The organism is Niabella sp. ZPM-14, from assembly GCF_055693045.2.
Window position 1 is genome coordinate 1435395 of record NZ_CM181148.1, and the last position, 23641, is coordinate 1459035.

Consider the following 23641-nt stretch of genomic DNA (forward strand, 5'->3'; position numbering starts at 1 on the left):
TGACAGCACTTTTGCTTTTGTATACCTTATTCACAAAAGCTCAAAACATGTACTCGCTGCGCATTATACCTGTAGACAAAGACACGGTGGCTGCCGGGACCATCATTCCCCTGCAACAGAACTTTGCTAACCGGGACGAGTGTCTCATTTCCATAGAGCAATTGCTTCCCGGGCTACAGGCAAAAGGATACATCACCGCTTCCATCGATTCGACAGTGCTGGATTCATCATCAGCCACCGTGCAGCTTTTCTTCGGGCAGGTGTACCGGTGGGCTGCGTTGGAGGTCAGCAGTGCTTCAAAGCCCTGGCTGGAGAAGATCGGCTGGACCGCAAACAGTTTTGCAGCAAAGCAATACGATCCGCAACAGGTGCAGGCCGTGCAGCAGCGCATGCTGGAATACATGGAGAATAATGGCTACCCCTTTGCTGATATTTATCTCGACAGCATACAGATCAATGGCACCGAGGTGGCTGGCAGGATCAACGTGGAGCCCGGACCGCTTTATCATATCGACAGCCTTAAAATAACCGGCAACGCAAAGATCAGCAACGAGTACCTGCAGCAATTCCTTGAGCTCGAAAACGGGTCGGTCTACAACAAAGAAAAATTACAGCGCATCAGCAGCGAGCTGAAGAAGCTCAACTATGTAGAAGAGCAATTTCCACCGCAGGTGATCTGGGGTAGCACGGGGGGAACGGTAGAATTATTTCTACAGCAGAAAAAAAGCAGCCAGGTAAATGTGATCATCGGCTTCCTGCCCAATAGCGACGCCTCGGCCAACAAAAAATTATTGGTCACCGGTGAAGCTTTGCTCGATCTTAAAAACGCTTTTGGCACAGGAGAAAGCATCGGTCTCGTTTGGCAACGCTTGCAGGCGTCCTCTCAACGCCTCAATCTCAGCTTCGATCAGCCTTACCTGTTTAAAACGCCTTTCGGCCTGGATCTCAGATTCAACATGTTGAAAAGAGACTCCGCCTTCCTGAATTTCGATATTCGCGTGGGAACACAATTGGCCCTCAACCGGCAGCAGCGTGTAAAGTTGTATGTCCAAAGATTCAGCAGCATTCTGAATTTCATCAACGAAGCTGCTATCATCGCTACCAGGCAGCTACCCGAAGATGCCGATGTAAAGATCACCAACCTGGGTGTTGAATACCAGCTGAATACCACCAATTATATATTCAACCCCGTCAACGGGTTTGAATTGTCGTTTAACACATCAGTGGGCAACAAGATCGTCAAACGCAATAACCAGATACTGGACCTGGAAGACCCTGCCGATCCCGGGTTTGACTTCGGTAGTTTATACGATACGGTTCTTACCAAATCATACCAGGTGCGGTCTGTGTTAGCTGCTGCGCGGTATTTCCCGATCGGCAAGGCGCAGCGCAGCACGATTAAAGCAGCCATTAACGGCGGCTATATTTCCGGCAGTAATATCTTCAGGAACGAGTTGTTCCAGATCGGTGGATACCGCTTACTTCGCGGGTTCGACGAACAAAGCCAGTTCCTTTCTCAATATGGTTTAGGCACTTTGGAGTATCGGTACCTCGTTGGAGAAAATTCTTATTTCAATGTATTCTCAGATGGTGGCTGGGGAAAGAATGCCAGCAGAGGGAACAATACCAGTTACACTTATATTTCAGGCGGACTGGGATTGGCATTCGAAACCAAAGTGGGGCTATTTAACCTGGCATGGGCAGTGGGAAAGCGAAACGACAACAACTTCAACCTCAGGCAATCCAAAATACATTTCGGCTTCGTTAATTACTTTTAAGGTCATCACTTTATTTTTGCAGCAAATTTTTGTTATTGGCCAGGATCGTTTTAGCAATATGGATTTGTTTTCTCGGCGTGCAGCACATCAGTGCACAGCCATTGGCCAGCGACAGCCTTAATGCGAACGTCGCCCGCCCCGCTGTGGCCAAGACAGACGCTTCATGGGCGCGTAACAAACTATCCAGAACGATACTCGAAAAACATCCGTATATCAGGTTGTATGAAAAACCCGGATATCCTCCTTATGTCAAAAAGCACCCTGCTCCAGGCAAAGAGCTTTATTTCTATATTATCGCAGCGCTTACATTACTTTTTGCCATTTTCAAAGCAGGTTTTGAAAAATATTTTTCTGACCTGACCAACCTTTTTTTCCGGCGGAGCTTGAAACAAAGGCAATTAAAAAAACAGGTGATTCAAAACTCGTTGCCCTCCCTGTTATTCAATATCTTTTTCGTGATCACGGCAGGGTTCTATCTGTCGCTGCTTGTTGAACGAAGTAGACCTTCGCTCGATCTGGCGTTCTGGCAGTTGTTTGCCTACGCCACCTTGCTGGTCGCTGTGGTATACCTGCTAAAGTACGCCGTACTCAAATTCATCGGCTGGGTTTTCAAGGTCAACAAATTAGCGGACGATTACACCTTTCTGATTTTCCTTGTTAATAAAATATTGTCCATATTATTATTGCCCCTTATCATCGTTATTGCATTAACGGATACCAAAGCGAGCACGATTGCCTGGACCTTGAGCTGGATCCTTATCGGTGGTTTTATTTTGTACCGCTACATATCTGCCCTGGGCTTGGTAAGGAAAGAAAAGAGTATCAGCTTTTTTCATTTCCTGTTATATATGAGCGCTTTCGAAATTCTGCCAACGATTGCTTTATATAAAGGAATCGACACGTTTTTAAAATAATAGCGTACTTTTGCAACCAATTTTAGGAATTGCTAATGTTAAATGAAGTGAATAAATCAGGAAGCAAGTCAGCAGCAGACAAAATTAAAAACATACTTATTACACAGCCCAGGCCGTCGAGTGAAAAGTCACCGTTTTTCGAATTGGAACGGAAATACGGGGTAAAGCTTGCTTTCGAACCGCTGATCAGCATCGTTCCTATTTCGGGTAAAGACTTCAGACAACAAAAGATCAATATTCCCCGCTTCACGGGCGTGATATTTACCAGCCGCAACGCTATCGATCATTTCTTCCGTACCTGCGAAGAAAGCAAGATCACAGTTTCCCAGGACACTAAATATTTCTGCATTACAGAAGCAGTAGCGCTGTATCTTCAAAAATTTATTTTATACAGGAAACGCAAAGTTTTTTACGGAGCCGATGGCACCAACAAGAGCTTGTTCGACGTGATGAATAAACACAAGGAAAACCTGAGCTTCCTCTATGTTTGTTCCGAAAACCAGCAGGATAGCGATATTGTAAACTGGCTCAAAAATCACAACTGCGATTTCGAACTGGCGTTCATGTACCGTTCGCAAAGCAACGATGTAAAAAAATCTGTGGGAGACAAACAGTTTGACGTAATATGTTTCTTTACACCCTCCGGCATCAAAAGCTGGTTCAACAACTTTCCTAAATTCAAACAAAATGGCGTGGTTGTAGGCACGTTCGGTGACAATACCAAGGCCGAAGCCGTGAAGTCGGGACTAACGCCGGAAATCGTGGCGCCCAAGCCAAAATCGCCAAGCATGATCACCGCACTGGATCATTTTTTGGCCGATCACATTAAAAATGACTGATTCTCAATCAGCTGATTTTGAGGATGCCTGGTTTAAGGGAAGGGGTTCATTCTTTACCAAAACCTTAACTATCACTTATTTATACAGGTCATAATTTTTGGCAACATTTGCCGCATTATGGTTAACTTTGCAAACTTTATGAGATTTGTAATCGCTATTTTTTTAGTAAGCTTTTTGGCGTCTTGCGGTCCGGGTATGAACAAGATCCTGAAGAGCAAGGATCCCGCCTACAAATTAAAGATGGCGGATCAGTTTTATGCTAAAAAGAAGTGGATGAAAGCGCAGACGATCTATGAAGATGTGCTGCCTTATTACAAAACCACGCCGCAGGCTGAAGATATTTATTACAAATATGCTTACTCTGCCTATAATCAGAAAGATTATATCAATGCGGAAAATCTCTTTAAGAATTTCCTGGAGGGTTACCGGAACAGCCCGCGTGCGGAAGAGATCGAATACATGCGCGCCTACACGTTCTTCCTTCAATCTCCTAAAGCAGAATTGGACCAGACCAATACTTATAAGGCGATCAGCAACCTGCAGACATTCATCAATACGCACCCCCAATCGGTACGGAATGCAGAAGCCAACCGCCTGATCGACGAGTTGAGGAAGAAGCTGGAGACCAAAGATTATAAATCGGCCATGCTGTATTATAACCTGGGAGAGTTTAGAGCTGCGGGTGTAACATTCAGCACGCTGCTGGAAAACTTCCCCGAGTCAACGGTAGCCGATGAATATAAATTCATGGCGGTAAAATCTTTTTACCGGGCGGCAGACTTAACCGTTGTTACAAAAAAAGTAGAACGTTACAGAGAGGTGATCGACTTAGCCAATGATTTCCTGGAGCGTTTTCCCGAAAGTAAATATCGTAAAGATGTAGAAGGCTACATCGCATCATCAAATACACAAATACAAAAATTTAGCAATAATGAGCAAGTTAAGACGACAACTTAGCGCCGGCATTCCCGCTAACGTGGAAACAAAGGACCTGGGAAGCATCAAAAGCAAAACGGGCAACCTTTATGAATCCATCGCCATCATCGCTAAAAGAGCGAACCAGGTAAACATCTCCATTAAAGAGGAGCTGCACAATAAGCTGGATGAATTTGCCAGCCATACCGATTCTTTAGAAGAAATTCATGAAAATAAAGAGCAGATCGAGATTTCCAGGGCATATGAAAGGATGCCTAACCCTTCCCTGTTAGCGACGCATGAGTTCCTCGACGACAAAGTGTACTTCAGGAAAGCAGAAGACGAACTGTTTAGCTAGTCGTTTTGGCGTTAAGTAATTTAAAACCACAGTAACATTTTAAATGGCTGTGGTTTTTGTGTTTTAAATATTTTTGCCGGAAGCTGCGCATGCAGGATCGTTCAGGATCGGTAGAACATTAATGATTCGCGCTCCTGATCAACGCACCAGAGCGGCTAACTATAAAACAAATGATGTTAGAAGGAAAAAAAATACTGATTGGCATTTCGGGCAGCATTGCAGCCTACAAGATCGTTCATCTCGTACGTTTACTGGTCAAACAAAGTGCAGAGGTAAAAGTCATCATGACGCCTGCGGCAAAGGACTTCGTTTCACCGCTGGTACTGTCAACGCTGTCGAAAAACGAAGTACTAAGCGATATTTTTGCGGAGAACACCTGGGCCAACCATGTGCAGCTGGGGCGCTGGGCCGATGTAATGCTGATCGCACCGCTGAGCTGTAACACCTTATCCAAAATGGCCAACGGATCCTGCGATAACCTGCTATTGTCGGTGTATCTATCCGCCACCTGCCCGGTGATCGCTGCGCCCGCCATGGACGAAGACATGTGGCACCATCCTTCAACAAAGCGAAATATTGCCCTCATTCAAAAAGACGGCGTAACGATCATCCCGCCCGGTAATGGCGAATTAGCCAGCGGCCTCTTTGGGGATGGGCGCATGGAGGAGCCGGAACATATTGTCACTTACCTGCAACGCTTTCTTCAAAAGAACCCTGACAGCCTTTCAGGCAAAAGGGTGCTGGTGACAGCAGGTCCCACCCACGAAGCTATTGACCCGGTACGGTTTATCGGCAACCACTCTTCCGGGAAGATGGGCATTGCTTTAGCCCAAGAGTGTCAGGCGCGTGGCGCAGAAGTAACGCTGGTGCTGGGCCCTGTGGCGCTGCCTGCTTCTTACGAAGGCATTACCGTAATCAAGGTGAATTCTTCCGAAGAAATGTATAATGCCTGCCATGATCATTTCAAAAATTGCGATATCGCTATCATGGCGGCGGCCGTTGCCGATTACAAACCTGAAACAGTATCAGATCAAAAAATAAAAAAGACTGAGGCCGGTAGCACACCTGATCTGAAACTGGTGAAGACAAAAGATATCCTGAAAAGCCTGGGCGCCATCAAAAGCGCCGACCAGGTGCTGCTCGGATTTGCATTGGAAACGAATAACGAAAAAACCAACGCCCTGGAGAAACTGAAAACTAAAAATGCAGACTTTATCGTGTTAAATTCTCTTAACGACGGAGTGGCTTTCGGCAGCGACACCAATAAGATCACCATTTTCACCAAAACGGGTGATGAGATACCATTTGAGGCAAAAAGCAAACGTGAAGTGGCTGCCGATATTGTCGACACCATTTCCCGATATTCTTCAACTATAACCGTTTGATATGTGGCGTTATCTAAATATTTTCTTATTGACCATCTCCTTAGCCGCTTGTTCAGGAGCCAGCGAAGACGACATCCTGCCGCCCAAAAAAATGGAAAAGGTACTGTGGGATGTGGCACAAAGCAGTGAGTTTCTCAATGGTTTCGTGTATTATAAACATCCGGAGCAGAACCGGGTACTTATCAATAATGCGATGCTGGACAGGGTATTTAAAATTCACAAAATCACGCGCGGGCAATTCGACAAAACGCTCGAATATTACCGGCAACATCCTGAAGATTTGAAAGTAATGGTTGACTCTATTACGACCCGGCAGAAACGGCTGAACCTGCCGGACACCGCATCGACGCCTCCGCCGCCTGCCGCCACACCAACGCTTTAGCAGAATCTAAAAAGCCAGTATGCACATTTGCTATAACGGACGCTTCTTCGACGAACAGGAGCCTATTTTACAAGCAAGCGATAAAAGCTATCGGTATGGAGATGGCTTTTTTGAAACGATACGTGTGAAAGACGGGAACATTCTGCTGGCGGATTACCATAGTGAACGAATCAAAAAAAGCATCCAACGGTTACAGTACACCTGGCCGTCACATCTCACTACAGAACAGGTCTTCAAAAATATTCAGGCGCTTTGCAGCAAAAATAATTGCCGGGCTTCTGCACGAATCCGGCTATCCTTCTCGGGTGGTCAGGGCGGTTTGTATGATGGCAGAAATCAACTCAACTACCTGATTGAAGCCTGGCCTTTAGATCCGGCGATAAGCCAGCTGAATGTCAACGGGATCGTTACCGGGTTCTGTCCGCTTGTCAGAAAAAGTTGCGACCAGCTGTCTGACTTAAAGTCCGCATCAGCATTGATCTATAGCGTAGCTGCGCACTATGCACAACAGCAAAAATGGAACGACTGCATCATCTGGAACCAACATGAACGAATCTGCGAGACCACCATTGCCAACCTGTTTTGGATCAAAAGAGGCGACATTTATACCATACCATTAACAGAGGGCTGTGTAGAAGGCGTCATGCGCTCCTATTTGATCAAGGCGATCGGTACCGTGATCGAAAAGCCCTGCCTCGCAGGGGATTTGCTGGAGGCCGATGAGGTTTTCATCACCAATGCGATCAGGGGTATCCGGTGGATTCAGTCGGTAGAAGAAAAGCATTACGCCAACCAGGTGACTGCCCAATTGCAAAAGCAATACATTCAGCCGCTTTCATAACCTACTGCACGTTTCTTACATGCTATCGTCCATGGTCTATAGACTATGCACTACATTCGTGGCATATTTTCTGTCTATACATCACCGATTAAAAACGACCGAAGATTGAAAAAAGAAAAGGTAAGTTTATTTTGGTTTCGCCGCGATCTGCGCCTGGATGACAACGCAGGTCTGTATCACGCGCTTAAAGGCGGCCACCCGGTTCAGCCGATCTTTATTTTTGACACCGAGATCCTCGATGAGTTATCCAATCCTAAAGATCAGCGGCTGGTGTTCATCTACGAAGCACTGGAAAAAATACAAGAACAGCTTAAAGACTCAGGCAGCACACTGGATGTCAGACACGGCAAACCGATGGAGGTCTTTCAACAACTGGAAAAAGACTACGACCTGCAGGCCATTTACCTGAACAATGACTATGAACCTTATGCCAGGAAACGGGACAACGAGGTTTACGCCTATTTCAAGAAAAAGGAAATACCAGTAAAAGGCTTCAAAGACCAGGTGATCTTTGAAAAAGGCGAGGTGGTAAAAGACGACGGCAAACCTTACACTGTGTACACGCCCTATTCTAAAAGATGGATGTCATTGCTTACCGATTTTCAGTTGAAGTCTTATCCTATCAGAAAATATGCAAAGCATTTTCATCAGCAACGGCCCATCAAAATGCCGTCCTTAAGCGAAATAGGATTTGAAAAACTGGAAGTTTCTTTTCCAACGCCCTATCCGGCCAACGACCTGCTCAAGGATTATGACAAGACAAGAGATATTCCCGGTATAAAAGGCACCAGCCGGATAAGCGTACATTTAAGATTCGGCACGACCAGTATCCGAAAGCTGGCTTCAAAAGCAAAGGAGTTAAACGCCACTTACCTCAAAGAGCTGATCTGGCGCGAGTTTTACCAGATGATCCTTTTTCATTTCCCCAAAGTGGTTGACACATCATTCAAGGAAGCCTATGATAAAATACGCTGGCGCAACAACGAGAAAGAATTCAAAGCCTGGTGTAACGGACAAACCGGTTATCCCGTTGTAGACGCGGGGATGAGAGAGCTGAACGAAACCGGTTTTATGCATAACCGCGTGAGAATGATCACGGCGTCTTTCCTGACGAAGCACTTGCTGGTGGATTGGCGATGGGGCGAAGCTTATTTTGCTGAAAAATTGCTGGACTACGACCTCGCTTCCAACAACGGGGGATGGCAATGGGCTGCGGGCAGCGGCTGCGATGCAGCTCCGTACTTCCGGATATTCAACCCTTATATCCAGACCAGGCGATTTGATCCGGACCTTACATATATTAAAAAGTGGGTACCTGAATGGGAAAGTGAAGATTACCCTGCTCCCATTGTCGACCATGCGGCGGCAAGGGAACGATGCCTTGAAGTGTATAAAAAGGCGTTGAGAAATAAGTGAGGCAATAAAGCAAAGAGTAGCGGAGAAAATACAGTTACATATAATCAGCTAGTGGTAAGTTAAAACGTAAGATCAAGTATTGTTAAATCCTTATCATAATTGTTGCCTTTCGTGTTTTAGGACAGCGTAAAATTAGATTTGAATATCTAGATTTTAACTATCCGATATCAAAAATTAAAAACTTAACGAGACGCAGATTGCACCGATTTTAAAGCAGTATGAAGGTGGCCGCTAGCCTATGGAATTATGTGAGGAATTCAGTATTTGTAGGTAATACTATACAACTGGCGTAAGAATATACTGACATGGATTCCAGTCACATCAAAGATGAGTAGAAAAGATAATGATCCCATTATAGATAGACTTACTTCATTGGCGGAACGTTGTCCTACGCGTGGTTTTAATAATATGCTCTTATTCGAAACGAAGGAAACAAATGAACCCGGGCACTGCGGCGTGCCCGTGAAATGAAGCTATCAAGACATCGAAAGCATAAGAGACGGCTTCCCGCACGCATCAGATGCCACTTGAAAAACAACTTTTTCCCAACCAAAGCTACAGGACTTATGTGTGACAGCCTAATGAGCAAAATTGTAAAAACGAAAACAAAAACTCCCGAGGCTTACGGGCATGTTACGGCATAAGTATTAGCTCTACATATTATTATACATAACATATTTGTATATATTTAATAAAAATGTTATATTCGGCTGATTGCATTACTAAAAGCTTTAATTATGAAAAAAATTCAACTGATTTTTGTTCTCCAAATTCTTTTTTTGTTTTTTGCCTTTTCGTGTAAAAAAGAGAATAACCTTTTTGAATCTGGCAAGACCTCAGAAAGAGCCGTCATTGAAAATGAACTTTCCCTAAAACTTTTTAATATGACAGATCTTAAAGGACAAAACTCTTTAATACCTAAGGTAGAACGATATAAACTTTTGGTGAAGTTTAACGCTGATTTTCTCTTAGATTTTGACGATCAGAAAAAGCCGATGTTAAAAGTCGAAAAGCTGCTGCCATTAGAGATAACGGATGCGCAGCAGGCGATTATAGACCTGATGAACACACTTCATTATAAACAAGCTATCCCATTCAGCGCTCTTGAGAAAGCTTCTCTGAGGCGAGCGGTTGTTCCTAAAGTTGCGGCCGGTAAATTTAACATCTATAAATTTAGAGGTTGGGCATACGTAGAGGAAGCATTGCAAATGAGCGGTCAAGAAGTGTTGCAACTAGCGAATGATCTTGAAAAGCTTCCTTTTGTAGAATATGCGGCGATGGAAGCTGATGTCAAAATACCACCACCAAGTACCACGCCTGATTTTATTGACTATCAAGGCTACCGTTTACCATTAAATCCAATGGGTGGGGGCGAGTTAGTGTCCAACCCTTTTTATACCTCTGCTAATAGGTTTGTGCCTGCTCAAAGGGGGATTGATGCTGAATATGCGTGGTCGATTGGTATTACAGGACAAGGGGTTCGTGTTGTTGACATGGAGTATGAAGCAAATATTGATCACGAAGACCTTTCCTCGCCGAAATTTAGGTACATAGTAGGAGAAGACACTTATAGTATCAATGCTAAATATGCTGATCATGGTACTGCCGTAATGGGCGTTTTAGGTGCAGTAGACAATGGCTTTGGAATGAAAGGAATGGTGCATGGTGCAGATAGTCTGTTTTTTGTGCAGGAAACCAGATTGGGTAGACCCGCCGGCATTGCTAAAGGACTTACTCATCTAAGACCTGGTGATGTGTTTCTGTATGAAATGCAGGAATACGGCCCTAACGGAGGTTCAAACTACGTTCCAGCAGATTACAATCAAGCGGTATGGGATATTACTAATGAAGCCAGTAATGTAGGTATTATTATCGTGCAAGCCGCTGCAAATGGGGGAGAAAACCTTGACGGCCCAGAGTTCGCAGCATACAATAACCGGGGAGATAATGGATCCATTATAGTCGGCGCAGGCAACCCTCAGCAAGAAAGAACTATTTTTTCCAATTATGGAAACCGGGTAAATCTTCAAGGGTGGGGAGACTGGACGGTGGCCTCCACAGGTTATGGATCTTTTCATGACGGAGGTACAAACAAAGACTACACTTCTACCTTTGCGGGAACTTCTTCTGCCACCCCGATTGTAGCATCAGCAGTGGTAGCCGTGCAGAGCTGGTATAAGCAAACCCATAATGGAAATGTTCTTTCTCCTTTAGCAATGCGAACTTTACTGATTAATACAGGTACTCAACCATTATCAGGTGCTGCCGATATCGGCAAAATCGGACCCTTGCCTAACATTCGTACAGCGATTGAATCGTTGAATAATACCACTGGAATCTTAGGAACTCAACTTGGAAACTAAAGGATGTGATCAAATTTTGGTGAAAACGATAAAAATTTACCACAATTAATTCGGGATGTTCAATTGAAATCAACTTCGATTGAACATCTTTTTTAACCGCATATTGGAAGTTTCATTTCGCTATTTGTATAAACTCCATCTTAACACCTTCCACCCCTACCTTAACTTGGTTTAAGTTCGCCACACTTAAGTCACCTTGTCCATCTGAGAATGTCTGTTTGATTATTGCGAAAAGTTAACTACCCTGAGTCACATTCGAAAACTTTATATGCGCTGTATGTGGGTGTTTAAACAGGAATGGTTGTTATTCTCAACTTGAGTACGCAAACGCAATAGAAGAAAAGGCCGGACCTGGATAGGAAGAGGTTAGAGCAGCAGTTTAGTTTTTATTACAATAAAAAATTTGTCTGGCCGTTGATATTTTATTTTAACGATATCAGTACTGCTATTGATAATGGAATGCGTGCTGAAACAAAAAATGGATGACGTGTAAAATATTGACACCGGAACTGGCAGACGAGCTAAGGCCTGGATACGGAATGATATATTTAAATATCATTAACCTGTAAAGCTTAACTACTTTAAACCCTGCTTCGATGCTTAATCATTATTGTCTGATATACTACTTTCCATCTTGAGCCTTAATAAGTATCCGCTTCCTTCTGCTAACACAGGTTGTAATTTTAGAACTGGCCTCTAAATACCATACCATGCATTTTTTTGAAGATGGTATGGTTAATACTTTGCCGTTATGCTCAAAATCAGCAGCCTTCGTCAGCATTTTTCCACTATTAATAGAAAAAGGATTAAGATTCATATCAGCTTTATACCATCTGTATTTTAGTAATGAATCAGGATTTACTACGGCAAGTATTATTGAATCTACATTTAGCTTTTGAATTTTAACCTGTGGTTCACTAATCTCTTTTAGCACATTTATCACCACCTTGGTTCGCATTGTTTTTTTATTACCGAAACTTGCCTCTAAATAATAGGTGGTATTCCTATCGAGTTTTGGGCTAACAAAAGTCATTCCCGTAGCAAGAGGCCTTTCGGCGGTTCTACAATCGTACCATTTATAATTGATATAGGTAAATGGATCCTTTACTGTTAAAATGGCGTTACCGTTGTAGCATGTTTGTACCGTATCTCCATATTTTAGTTTAGGAATTGATAGGTCTACATCCTTTTTACTGATAATCTTCCAGGAAGCCTGATAAAACTTAGGGTCTTTCTTCAGATAAGTGGCTGTATCACTTAGCTTAATGGTTAACGTGTTTTCGCCAACAGCTAATATACCCTGGTCTAAACGCAATGAATCAGAGTGGGTGGCAATAATTTTTTCATTTAAATACCATTTTATGTTTAAGGTATTGGGATCGGGAGCAGCCAGTTGAATGCGATAAAGCTTTGTAGAATCGGAACTTATGGGATTTTTACTTTGCGGGATCGTACGCAATATAGGGTTAGCTATAGAATATATTTTTTCGATGATAGCTTCTGAGCAAACCGCGCAAAATGGTGCCACCAAATATTGCATTTTACAATATTCGTGGGGCCTACTCCAAACCGATTCAGGGCTCGAGGCACCATAGCTGTAAACCCCTATCCCTTCGACTCCAATCCACCTTTTCCATGGCACTAAATCAGGAGAGGTAAATTGGGATCGGTTGGCACTTTCGTGCAAAAATTGTATACCCGACCAATATTCGTCGGCAAGGTTAGCAAATGAATGCCCCAATTCATGAATAGCAATATCGTTACTTGCCATATTTGTTGTTGCTGTTGGAATAAGGCCACCAGAACCACCGTAATAAGGCGAATTGACCAAAATCAATGCTTGGTTATAGTCTGGGAAATTTTTTTCCAAAACCTGCTTAACCAGGTGTTGATTTTTTTGCTCAACCAATCGGTGTATACCAAGATTATCGAAACTGCTACCGAAATAATTATTAGGATTCGATTTGGGTATGGGTACTCTTTTGTCAAGTTTATTCCCCGAAACTGCTACCGAATCATGCGGAATTCCTTTTGGACAATCAGCTGTATTATTTGCATGCTTCGCACCAGACTCCAGCGAAGTCACCCTAATTAAAAAAAAATTAAATAAGTTTTTATACCGACTAAAAGGATGCTGGCGAAAAAAAAAATTTTTAAATGCTTTTGCATCGGTAACAAATTTGGCAAGTTCGGCACTGGTATACCCATCGCCAAGGACAACGAGATTAACAATATTTTTTGTTGTGCCTTGATATTGAATGGTATCTATATCAAATTTTTGTGCTTTTAAATGATAGCTTAAGAGTGTTACCAACAACGACAGCAGGTATTTTGGATATTTATGCATCTGATAATATAAAAAATAGCAAGGAGGAAAACAATCATTTCGTTTTCAAAAAATGATCGTTTTCCTCTTTTGTGAAATTAAGGATCAGGGGTTTTGATCTTGTTCCGTCAGTGCTATATTGGCATTAATTTCTTTTTGAGGTAACTTAAATACCCACCTTGGATCATCAGGCTTGATGGTAACCTGATGCGGATGATTTCCTGACCTGGTGAAGGTTTTTCTTAAGCGCTTATAATCAAAGTACAACCCGCCGTTTTCACCGTACATTTCCTTACTTCTTTCTAACATTATTGCATTAATAACTTCCTCTTTGGTTGAGGTAGGAGGCATTTTTATTGCTAGAGGATCACGTAGACTCTGCAAATCATACAGCTTGTTAATAGCATTCCGAATCTCTGCTTTTTGGGCATAGGCCTCAGCTTCAATCAACAACAACTGAGCTGATCTGATTAAAAGGATATCTCCCTCCATATACCCCGCTGTACGTGATTTAAACTTGTTGGTGTACCTCTGGTAAGTTGGGTATGAGGTCACATCGTAGCCGGGACTTATCAAGAGCGAGCGTCTTTCGTCTGTAGCGGAATAAGAATTATATAATGCAACATTTGCGTATATATTTTTATAATATCCATTAGCCTGATCGAGATACGAATATATTGAATAAAAGGTAAGGGATTGATCAGAAGGGACCGGCAACCCCCATATCCATTCTGGATTGCTCACATCATTAAACCCGGATTTGTATTGAGTATTGCTCATTAAAGGATAGCCTTGAACAGCTTCTTTTGCATTGCTTATTACCTTATCCCATAACGCCGGCTCTGACATGGCCAGTTCCTGGTAAATCATAGAGGCAATTGCTTGAGCTACATTAAGATTTATCCTATATTTTTCAGGGCGCGATGTGGTAAGATTGCTCGAAGCAAATTCAATATCCTCTTTAATTAAGGCATACACTTCCTTTAGGCTTGCCCTTTTACTTCCTCCGGCGTCCTTATTTGCCGGCTCTACATATAATGGCACAGCAGGAGCGTCGGGATCAGCGGCATAGGTTTTTTGATAGACCCTTGCAAGCCAAAAGTAGCTGTAGGCACGTAGCGCCTTCGCTTCGGCAATAAGTTGCCTCTTTTCTGCATCACTTGCATCAGTTAAACCAGGAACATATTTAATTATGGCGTTGGCATTATTGATTACCTTAAAAAACATATCCCAAATTTGTGGTGTTCTTGCTCCATTTGCGTCCCGATTATAATAACCCTCTTTCCATGTAGCCTCGTTGCCCCAGTAGTAGGTGCCGCCGTAAACATCTAAAAGATCATTCCCTTTTACTTCAAAATGGAACATGGTGGTTTGTAGGCCTCGATTGGTAAGGTAACCCGGTCCGCCGCCAGCGTAGCCGTTATAGTTTTCGCTACGAAATATCCAGTAACACCCCGTTAAAGCGCTTATAGCCCCTGCTTTGGTAGAGAAGACAATATTATCTGTCAAGTCGCCATTTTTGGGTGTTGGTGTGTTCAGGAATTCTTTTTTACAGGCCAAAAACGACAATAGTCCAATAACGATATAAAATCTTTTAATTATTTTTTTCATGATCTTTTTTTTAAATCCCAATGTTAAATCCAAATGAAACAAATTTGTTCGGTGTGGTATTGCTATTCGATGCCTCTGCATCTATGCCTGAATCCGGGTCGGCTCCTTTAGGCGCATTTGGGAAATACGTAAAAGCATTTTGTACGTTCAAATAAACACGGGCATTTCTGAGATGGATTCTTTTAAGAAGTAGCTCCTCAAAATTATAGCCCAGTGTAATGTTTCTAATCCTCACAAATGTGTGATCAAATAAGAAACGGGTAGATGAACTATTGGCGTGGTTATCTTCTGTTTTCAAAATAGGAATGTTACCAGACCCGGGTTGAGAGGCACTTTGCCAACTATTAAGCAGGTCAGTTGAGGCATTGCTTCCCGTTCCTCTTATGCCATTCATTAATATCTGATAATTATGGTCATAAAAATCACCTCCAATTCCAAAGGAAGCCAAAAATGAAAAGTCAAAATTCTTATAGGTCATGTAAGAAGAAAGACCACCGGTATAATCCTGAAGTCTATTCCCAATGTTTATAAGGGTTGCATCGCCATATACCTTTGTTGCAATTTTAGTACCGTCAGTATTTACCTGGTACCACATTGCTTCCCCGTCTGCTGGGTCAATGCCTGCATATTCTTTGAGGTAGTAATCATACCAGGTATTCCCTTTTATTTGGGTAGTTCCTGGTGCTACTTCCAAGATTTCATTTCTGAGCTTTGTAATATTGAATATCGTTTTCCAGCTAAAATTTTTGTTCCTAACATTTATGGTAGTTATATCAAACTCCCACCCGACGTTTTTAACTCCGCCAGAATTATCTGCTACGGAACTTACGCCTGATGAACTGGGCAATGGCCTATCAAACAAAAGATTGTTTGATCTACGATCGAAATAAGCAAAAGATCCTGTAATCTTGTTTTTTATAAAACCAAAATCTAACCCTAAGTCTAGCTGCCTTTGTTTCTCCCACGATAAAAATTCATTACCAACAGAATTTATTGTTACGCCTGTATTTGTGCCAATATTAGCTCCAGATGAGTATGTGCCCAAATAAGGGAAGCTTCCGGGTAAGGCTTGATTACCCGAAGAGCCATAACTTACCTTTAACTTTAATAACGAAACCGCATCTGCATATTTCAAAAATGATTCTTCATTAATATTCCATGAGGTGCCCAAGGCATAAAAAACACCCCAACGGTGGTCCTCACTAAAACGAGTCGACCCGTCTGCACGCAAAGAAGCAGTTAAATGATATTTTTCCTTATAATCGTACCCCAATCTCGAAAAATAACTTTCCAAGCGGTTTTCATCAGTATATCCGCTGGCGCTCGCGGTTGTTCCATAACTAACCTCTGTAGGGTAAGCGAAGGTAAAGCCTGTCCGGGATGCGTTAGCCGTCTCGGTTTTTGACTTGTAAGCCTCTGAGCCAACTACCACATTTAAGTGGTGTACTTGGTTAAAGATATTATCGTAGGTTAGAGTATTTGTAAAATTTTGTGTAAGTAAATTTGTAATAAACCTACCCGAATACCCCTTACTGGTTGTGCCATCACCATAAAATGGATTCCAAAAAATATCATGTTGAATCGAATTAGCTGTTACTGCGTACATGGACTTAAATAATAGCGTTTTATGGACTTTTATATTTACATAGCCTTGTCCTGAAGCCGTAGTTCTACCATAAGAGATAGGATTGATTGAGGTGGTGCCCACTACGTTTTGACCCTCTGAATATTTTCTCCTGAATACTGTTGGCCTTAAGACACCCAACTCTGAGGTATTATTACCAAAATCGTAAATCTTATTTCCATTTTCATCCAGTATAAATTCTCCGGTGTCAAAATCTACCAGATGGATAGGATAAATGGGGGCTATATTCCTGGCAAACGAAAGTACGTTTGAAGCGCCACCATTGCCTTGATAAGGGAAGTTTTGATTAGATTTTGCCAAGCCCGAAATTACTCCGGTTTCAAACCAATCCGTAATTTGGGTATTCAGGTTCAGCCTTCCTGAGTAACGTATAAAATTAGATCCTTTAATTAATCCCTCATCTGTGAGATAGCCAAGGCCGATATAATAATTGGTTTTCTGCTCTGCATCGCTACCAGAAATATTTAGGTTATAATCGCGACGCAGGCCATTGTGCAACACAGCGTCCAACCAATGATCATCCCATCTCAATTGTGCATCAGCTAAAATCTTTCCATTTGCATCAAATGGTTGAGCTTTATCGAAAGGGTTATAAACTAAGTTTTGAAGCGTCAGTTTAGTGGCATACTCAGCGGGCGAAGCCACATTATTAGTAGTAAGTAATGTTTTGTCTAATACCGCATCATTACGCAATGCCTGCCACGTCAACTCGTAATATTGCCGCTCATTTACTGTTTCATATTCCTTTACCGCTCTGGATGAGTATCCATTAATGAAAGAGAAATCAACTTTAGGTTTGCCCTTTCCACGCCTTGAAGTAATTTGAAGGATGCCATTCGCACCACGTGAGCCATAAATTGAAGTTGACGAAGCATCTTTTAAAACAGTAATTGTCTCTATGTCAGCCGGGTTGATACTACTTAAACTTCCATTGTACGGAACCCCATCCAATAGTATTAGGGGCGAATTACTTGCATTGACAGAACCGACCCCTCTAATTCGTATCGTAGGTTCTACGCCAGGTTGTCCCGAGCTGCTAATGGCCAATACTCCGCTCGAATTACCCTGTAGAACATCGGTAATATTAGTTGCCTGTATATTCTTAAACTGCTCGCGGTTAATAGTCGTAGCCGAGCCGGTAAAGGCTTTCTTAGTGGTATTACCATATCCCGTAATTACAACCTGTTCTAGCTCATCATAGTCAACTTGCATTCTGACCAGAATCAAGGTATCACTGATTGATACTCGCTGTTTCTTATATCCAATAAAAGAAAATTCTAAAGGAGATTTTTCGGTTATAGTAAGGACAAAGGCTCCGTTCTCATCTGTTTGTGTGGCGGAATGGGTCCCTATTTGATTTACCGATACACCACGAATAGGTATCCCATCCCTATCATCGACGACATTGCCTTTTACCAGTTGCTCCTGTGCAAAAACAGATATACTGAAAAAGAAAAAAAATGTAAAAAAAAGTAATTGTTTTGGGTTCATTTTAGTTTGGTTTAATGTTGAGATTAAATGGAATCCTGTTGAACCAAACTTAAATAAAAACGCCCTTTAGCGTTTGAAGATAATTGTCTAACAATAGACAGAAATTGTCGTGTTTAATACCTTTACATTAGTTATTGGCTAAAAACTATATAAATGTAATCCAAGTACTAGTGAAAATTTAGGAAATTGCAATCATTATTCACCGCATTTTGCTTGATATTTGGTACTGAATATAGACGATCCTTATTATAGAAAAATAACACCATAACACCGATTGGATATAAATCATTCTAACTTGAGTTTATGTACTACCTATAGAATTATTTGCAATTTTTTCGTTAAATTGATGTTTTACACCAATGCCAAATAAGATTGACGTGAATTGACTTAATCTTCAATAAAAACAAGGCTGTTTAGTCCTATTACTAGCTGCATCATTACGCCGGACTTTTACAAAGCAATTTGTTTTTAAAGATCTTATCTAACTCTCCTTAGCAGTAAGTTGTGCAATATGGGTGGTATTCTGTTAACTTAATTGATGAACTGTCTTAATAAAATAAAATGAAAATAGTGCAATTTACGGTTCCACTAGCAAATCAAGGGTCGGTGGTTATACAAGAAGATATCTTACCGCACTTTTATAGCTATTTTCATCGGCATAAAGAAGTGCAAATTACTTCTATCATAAAAGGAGCGGGAACCTTAATTGTTGGTGATTATACACACCATTTTAATACAGGAGAAGTATATATAATAGGCGAGAATCAACCTCATTTATTTAAAGGAGATTCGCCAGGCTCTACAAACGAGGGAAATATCCATGCGATCCATATATTTTTTGAGGTGGAAAAGATAAGGCCTCTATTGAATTTAGCCGAGTTTAATCTGATTAATCGCTTTATACAAAAAACAAAAAGAAGCTTATTATTACCACGGAAATATACGAAAAGCGCTACCGAGGTCATTAACGAGATTTGCAACTTGGAGGGCTTTGAACGGTTAATGTCTTTTAACAAACTATTGCATTTTCTCTCTTCTGACGAGATTGAATGGAAGCCGCTGAATACCGAAACACTTTCAAAAGAATACTCCGATTTAGAAGGAATTAGAATGAACGATGTACTCCATTATACTATCGAGAATTTTTCAAAACCGATTAACTTGAGTCAAATTGCAGCAGTAGCACATTTAACGCCGCATGCATTCTGTAAATACTTTAAAAAACACGCCAGCAGAACGTACTTATCATTCTTAAATGAGATTAGAATAAATGAAGCTTGTAAATTGCTGATAAAAGGAAGGGCGGAATCAATTTCTACAATAGCATATGCGGTAGGGTTTAATGGTGCGGTTAGCTTTAACAGGGTTTTTAAAAGGATAATGAACCAAACCCCAAATCAATATCTTCGAAAACATAAGTTTCAACAACAGCATATAATCGGCCAATAAAACAGCAACCGATACCCGGTTTAGGCAGGGATAGCGCAATCAGCATTCGAAATGAGATAGGAGCTGATGCGAAAGTTTCTCCTAACGGACATTATTTAAGCCGTTGGGCGGGACTGAGCCCGGTTAATAAAGAGAGTGTGGTAAAAAACACCTCCGGTTGGCCTAACTTGAATGTGCGTGGGTACCTCCGGAAAAGAAGATTGCTTTTTAAAGGAAATACAAAAGCCTAGTAATGAAGCGCGGTAAAAGAAAGCGCTGGTGGGCGTATGCCATCAAATCATTATTGCTGCTTAGCGCATCATAAAAATAAGGAAGCCTTCAGGGGCCGCCACTAAACAACAACCCTAAGAAGAAAGCCAAAAAATAAAAGCGTATTTGGAAAAGCTCAAAGAATCAGGTGTGGAAGTGGGAGCAAAGCAGATGGTTTTAAAAAAGTTAAGGCCTTTTTTTATTGAGTATCCGTAAAGCCGGATCTCGTAACCGAACTGATCATCACAAACAGGATAAGTATCCGACATTATTACAAGCCAAAGGCAAGGCGTTGTATGGACATGAAAGTTTACACAATTAGTGAGATAGTCGTTAACCTGTTTTTAAATTGCTTAAAATCGAAAAATTATTTCACGGGCCCAAGTTGTATATACATGAAAAGCTGTCTACCTTGCGTCCGGTAATCGCCTGTGAAAAGTTGTCCTTAAAGTTTGATAAGTATTTTTTTAGCAAAAAACGTATTCGTGTTTACATTATCTATTCATGTTACCGAAAATATTCCGCAACACATCGATTGAATTTCTCCCGTCGTTCCCTAAATCCAAACTAAAATCATTCACATACAACTCAATATGCTGACGCATTACCGCTTCGCTCATCGCCTGCGCGTGCTCTTTGACATATTCACTGATGTGAGGATATTGACTGAAAGCATGCTTCAGACTTTTATGAATCAGACCATCGACTTTATTACGGACTTCGCTGCCCAAAGCTTTTTTGATCACGATGCCGCCTAAAGGTATTGGTGCATTCATTTGCGTTTCCCAGTGAGCGCCGAGGTCCAGCACCTTAAATAATCCTTTATCCTGGTAAGTGAACCTGTTTTCATGAATAATCACGCCCAGGTCTGCTTCACCATTGATCACCGCATCCTCGATTTCATGGAACACTTTGAACACTTTATTCCGGGCTTCAGGAAAAGCGAAGTTAAAAAGCAGGTGGGCGGTGGTGTGCACACCTGGCAACACGACGGTGGCCTTATTAACGTCTTCAGCTGTAAATGTCTTTGAGGTATTAGCGATCAATAGCGGTCCTACACCTTTGCCTAACGCACTGCCCGCATTGAGCAGCTCGTAAGTCCCTGCTGTTCTGAAATAAGCCGGGAAACTAAGCTTCGTAACATCGAGCTTGCCTTCGAGCGCCCACCGGTTCAGGGTTTCCACATCTTCCAATACAGGCTCGAATGTAATATCACGGGTATCAATAGCACCATTTACCAGTGCGTCAAAAATAAAAGTATCATTGGGGCAGGGAGAAAATCCTATAGTAAGGGTCATGTTTCTTTTAAATGTATAAGTAAAAAATTAGGATCTATTCCTCAGGAAGATATTATATCCCTGAACTTCTGTACGGTATCTGTCAATGTGCTGTTCAACCCTTCAATGGCCTCGCTCATGCTCCATTGCGCTTTATCTCTTACGCCCACGTAGTTGGACACCGCGCGGATTTGCAGAAACGGAACCTTTTCCATCAGCGCCACATAATGCAGGGCCGCTCCTTCCATCGATTCGAGTACCGCATCACCTTCTTTCAACAACCGTATCCGTGATTTGTTGGTACTGATCTCACTCACCGTAGTTGCGGAAACGGCTTCAAGCCCCGCTTTGGCCAGCACTTTTTTATGAGGATTGAGCAACCATCCCCCTGAAAATGGCTTTTGATCAGCACCGGTGAGCCCCAGGTCAAACACTGATTGCCAGCCGCTCTTCTCCTGCACGCCTACATCTCCGAATTGATCCCTTGACACCGCCCAGACACTGCCCAAAGGCAACTTTCTGTCAAAAGATCCGCCCACGCCGGCCTGGATCACCAGCTTCGGTCGATAACGCGCGATGGCTTTGGTAATCCCGTAAACCGATACCGCCGGTCCCACACCGGTGATGACCACCGGAATGCCCTTTTTCTTCAGCGATCGTTCAGAAGAAGCCAGTTCAAAGCGGGTCGCCGCAACAATTAAAATGTCCATAAAAAAATATTGTTGCAAATGTCGTTATTCTTGGTAAATAGTACCTTTGCGCGATGGTATATCTCACAAGACAGGAACATTTTAACGCAGCCCACCGGCTTTATAATCCGGCCTGGGACGATGCTAAAAATGAAGCAGTGTTTGGAAAATGTGCAAACCCTAACTGGCACGGTCACAATTATGACCTGCTGGTGACCGTAAAAGCAAAACCCGATATGAACACCGGGTTTGTCTTTGATGTTAAAAAATTAAGCACCATCATCCGGGAATATGTTACCGAAAAGCTGGACCATAAAAACCTCAATGAGGATGTGGATTTCATGAGAGGGAAAATGTGCAGCACCGAAAACCTGGCCATAGAAATATGGAAACAACTGGAACCGCATATTCCGGCCGGCATCCAACTCCATTGCATCAAACTATACGAAACACCCAGAATTTATGTGGAGTATTTCGGAGAATAATCTTATTAACATTAAAAAAAGATACTCCTTCCCTCTCTCCCGTTAGCTATCGGGACGGAGAGCGGCCGGAGAGTGAGGTCAAAAATGAAAGTAGCTGTATACAGACAAGAGCATTTTAATGCCGCACACCGGTTATATAATAATGATTGGGACGAAGCCACCAATGGCCGTATTTTTGGCAAATGCTCCTACCCCAACTATCATGGTCATAATTATGATCTCGTGGTAAAGGTAACCGGGGATCCTGACCCTCAAACAGGTTTCGTGATGGACATGAAGGAATTGAGTGATATGATCAGGAAAGAAGTGCTGGTCAGGTTCGATCATAAAAACCTGAACCTGGACACGCAGGAATTTAAAAACCTGAATCCCACCGCAGAAAATATAGCCATCGTTATTTATAACCTGCTAAGGCCACATATCAACAGCTCGCTCGATCTGCAGGTACGCCTGTACGAAACGCCGAGAAACTTCGTCGATTACCCCGCCAATGGATAAATTATCCCCAAACAACTGGGCCCAATCATCCGTCCTCCGTCTATCAGATTTGAGGATAAAAAATTTCATGTAAGTTTGATGTATATTGAATATAATTAATCCAAGATGTCTTATTCAAAAATCGAAACATACGATGAGTCAACCACTAACGGCCTCATCACAAATTATAAAGAAGCCCTGACGCTGCTCGGTGAAGACCCGTCCCGCGAAGGCCTGCTCAAAACGCCTGAGCGACAGGCCAAAGCGATGCAATACCTGACGCAGGGTTACCAGCTGGATGCCCACGAGATCATCAATTCTGCCAAATTCCACGAGGACATCAGTGAGATGATCGTAGTAAAAGATATTGAGCTGTACAGCATGTGCGAACACCATGTACTCCCTTTTTTCGGGAAGGCGCATGTGGCTTATATTCCCAATGGCTGGATCACCGGGCTGAGCAAGATCGCCCGCGTGGTAGATGTATTCAGCCGCCGGCTCCAGGTGCAGGAACGTTTGACCGTGCAGATCATGAACGCCATCAAAGAAACGTTAAACCCTATCGGTGTGGCCGTGGTGATCGAAGCCAAACACTTGTGTATGATGATGCGCGGTGTGCAGAAACAAAACTCAGTAACGACCACGTCCGCTTTTGACGGCGAGTTCCAGAAAAATTCAACACGAAGTGAATTTCTGAAACTGATCAGTGCTGATTTGCATTAACAAATACCTTAAAAGTACAATGCGCAAA

General features: G+C 42.4%; 20 protein-coding genes. 15 read left to right on the plus strand and 5 right to left on the minus strand.

Features of this window, described 5'->3' with window-relative positions:
* The first annotated feature begins 47 nt into the window (after positions 1–47).
* From ACU37H_RS06160 to ACU37H_RS06205, 10 genes are all read left to right on the plus strand, one after another.
* A complete protein-coding gene (locus tag ACU37H_RS06160) occupies positions 48–1778 on the plus strand; it encodes a POTRA domain-containing protein (protein WP_472705580.1) in 1731 nt (576 codons plus the stop codon).
* Between the two features lie 35 nt (positions 1779–1813).
* Positions 1814–2692 carry a DUF4271 domain-containing protein gene (locus tag ACU37H_RS06165; RefSeq protein ID WP_472705579.1) on the plus strand — a complete coding sequence of 293 codons (879 nt, stop codon included), beginning with the start codon at positions 1814–1816 and terminating at the stop codon, positions 2690–2692.
* A 143-nt stretch (positions 2693–2835) separates the two neighbouring features.
* Positions 2836–3531 carry a uroporphyrinogen-III synthase gene (locus tag ACU37H_RS06170; RefSeq protein ID WP_472705577.1) on the plus strand — a complete coding sequence of 232 codons (696 nt, stop codon included), beginning with the start codon at positions 2836–2838 and terminating at the stop codon, positions 3529–3531.
* Positions 3532–3669: 138 nt separating this feature from the next.
* The gene (locus tag ACU37H_RS06175) at positions 3670–4488 is read left to right on the plus strand and encodes an outer membrane protein assembly factor BamD (RefSeq protein ID WP_472705576.1); all 819 of its coding nucleotides are present in this window, start codon (positions 3670–3672) and stop codon (positions 4486–4488) included.
* Entirely contained in the window at positions 4463–4804 is a 342-nt protein-coding gene (locus ACU37H_RS06180) for a DNA-directed RNA polymerase subunit omega (RefSeq protein ID WP_472705574.1), read from the plus strand. Before ACU37H_RS06175 ends, ACU37H_RS06180 begins: the two co-directional genes overlap by 26 nt.
* A 170-nt stretch (positions 4805–4974) precedes the next feature.
* Positions 4975–6189, plus strand: a complete 1215-nt coding sequence (gene coaBC / locus ACU37H_RS06185; protein ID WP_472705572.1) for a bifunctional phosphopantothenoylcysteine decarboxylase/phosphopantothenate--cysteine ligase CoaBC — start codon at positions 4975–4977, stop codon at positions 6187–6189.
* A gap of 1 nt (position 6190) precedes the next feature.
* On the plus strand, positions 6191–6571 hold the full coding sequence (locus tag ACU37H_RS06190; RefSeq protein WP_472705570.1) for a DUF4296 domain-containing protein: 381 nt from the start codon (positions 6191–6193) through the stop codon (positions 6569–6571).
* Between the two features lie 19 nt (positions 6572–6590).
* Positions 6591–7412: an aminotransferase class IV gene (locus tag ACU37H_RS06195; RefSeq protein ID WP_472705568.1), complete on the plus strand. Its 822-nt coding sequence runs from the start codon at positions 6591–6593 to the stop codon at positions 7410–7412.
* A gap of 105 nt (positions 7413–7517) precedes the next feature.
* Positions 7518–8828, plus strand: a complete 1311-nt coding sequence (locus ACU37H_RS06200; protein WP_472705566.1) for a cryptochrome/photolyase family protein — start codon at positions 7518–7520, stop codon at positions 8826–8828.
* A gap of 737 nt (positions 8829–9565) precedes the next feature.
* Positions 9566–11191: a S8 family serine peptidase gene (locus ACU37H_RS06205; RefSeq protein ID WP_472705564.1), complete on the plus strand. Its 1626-nt coding sequence runs from the start codon at positions 9566–9568 to the stop codon at positions 11189–11191.
* A 622-nt stretch (positions 11192–11813) separates the two neighbouring features.
* Here the strand turns inward: ACU37H_RS06205 and ACU37H_RS06210 are convergent.
* The 3 genes from ACU37H_RS06210 to ACU37H_RS06220 all read right to left on the minus strand — a co-directional run bounded on the left by ACU37H_RS06210 (position 11814) and on the right by ACU37H_RS06220 (position 18264).
* Complete coding sequence (locus ACU37H_RS06210; RefSeq protein WP_472705562.1) at positions 11814–13538, minus strand: M64 family metallopeptidase; 1725 nt, start codon at positions 13536–13538, stop codon at positions 11814–11816.
* 84 nt (positions 13539–13622) lie between these two features.
* Positions 13623–15128 carry a RagB/SusD family nutrient uptake outer membrane protein gene (locus tag ACU37H_RS06215; protein WP_472705560.1) on the minus strand — a complete coding sequence of 502 codons (1506 nt, stop codon included), beginning with the start codon at positions 15126–15128 and terminating at the stop codon, positions 13623–13625.
* Between the two features lie 10 nt (positions 15129–15138).
* Positions 15139–18264 (minus strand): SusC/RagA family TonB-linked outer membrane protein, encoded by a 3126-nt coding sequence (locus ACU37H_RS06220; RefSeq protein ID WP_472705558.1) that lies wholly within the window; start codon positions 18262–18264, stop codon positions 15139–15141.
* Between the two features lie 561 nt (positions 18265–18825).
* Here ACU37H_RS06220 and ACU37H_RS06225 point away from each other — a divergent pair.
* Entirely contained in the window at positions 18826–19713 is an 888-nt protein-coding gene (locus ACU37H_RS06225; protein WP_472705556.1) for a helix-turn-helix domain-containing protein, read from the plus strand.
* Between the two features lie 56 nt (positions 19714–19769).
* On the plus strand, positions 19770–19943 hold the full coding sequence (locus ACU37H_RS06230) for a hypothetical protein (RefSeq protein WP_494407606.1): 174 nt from the start codon (positions 19770–19772) through the stop codon (positions 19941–19943).
* Positions 19944–20456: 513 nt separating this feature from the next.
* Here the strand turns inward: ACU37H_RS06230 and ACU37H_RS06235 are convergent.
* Positions 20457–21260 carry a 1,4-dihydroxy-6-naphtoate synthase gene (locus tag ACU37H_RS06235; protein ID WP_472705554.1) on the minus strand — a complete coding sequence of 268 codons (804 nt, stop codon included), beginning with the start codon at positions 21258–21260 and terminating at the stop codon, positions 20457–20459.
* A 41-nt stretch (positions 21261–21301) separates the two neighbouring features.
* On the minus strand, positions 21302–21949 hold the full coding sequence (gene mqnB, locus ACU37H_RS06240; protein WP_472705552.1) for a futalosine hydrolase: 648 nt from the start codon (positions 21947–21949) through the stop codon (positions 21302–21304).
* Between the two features lie 53 nt (positions 21950–22002).
* Between mqnB and ACU37H_RS06245 the strand changes: the two genes are divergently transcribed.
* From ACU37H_RS06245 to folE, 3 genes are all read left to right on the plus strand, one after another.
* A complete protein-coding gene (locus tag ACU37H_RS06245; RefSeq protein WP_472705550.1) occupies positions 22003–22413 on the plus strand; it encodes a 6-pyruvoyl trahydropterin synthase family protein in 411 nt (136 codons plus the stop codon).
* An 84-nt stretch (positions 22414–22497) separates the two neighbouring features.
* The gene (locus ACU37H_RS06250; RefSeq protein WP_472705548.1) at positions 22498–22911 is read left to right on the plus strand and encodes a 6-pyruvoyl trahydropterin synthase family protein; all 414 of its coding nucleotides are present in this window, start codon (positions 22498–22500) and stop codon (positions 22909–22911) included.
* Between the two features lie 105 nt (positions 22912–23016).
* Entirely contained in the window at positions 23017–23613 is a 597-nt protein-coding gene (folE, locus tag ACU37H_RS06255; RefSeq protein ID WP_472705546.1) for a GTP cyclohydrolase I FolE, read from the plus strand.
* The last annotated feature ends 28 nt before the right edge of the window (positions 23614–23641 follow it).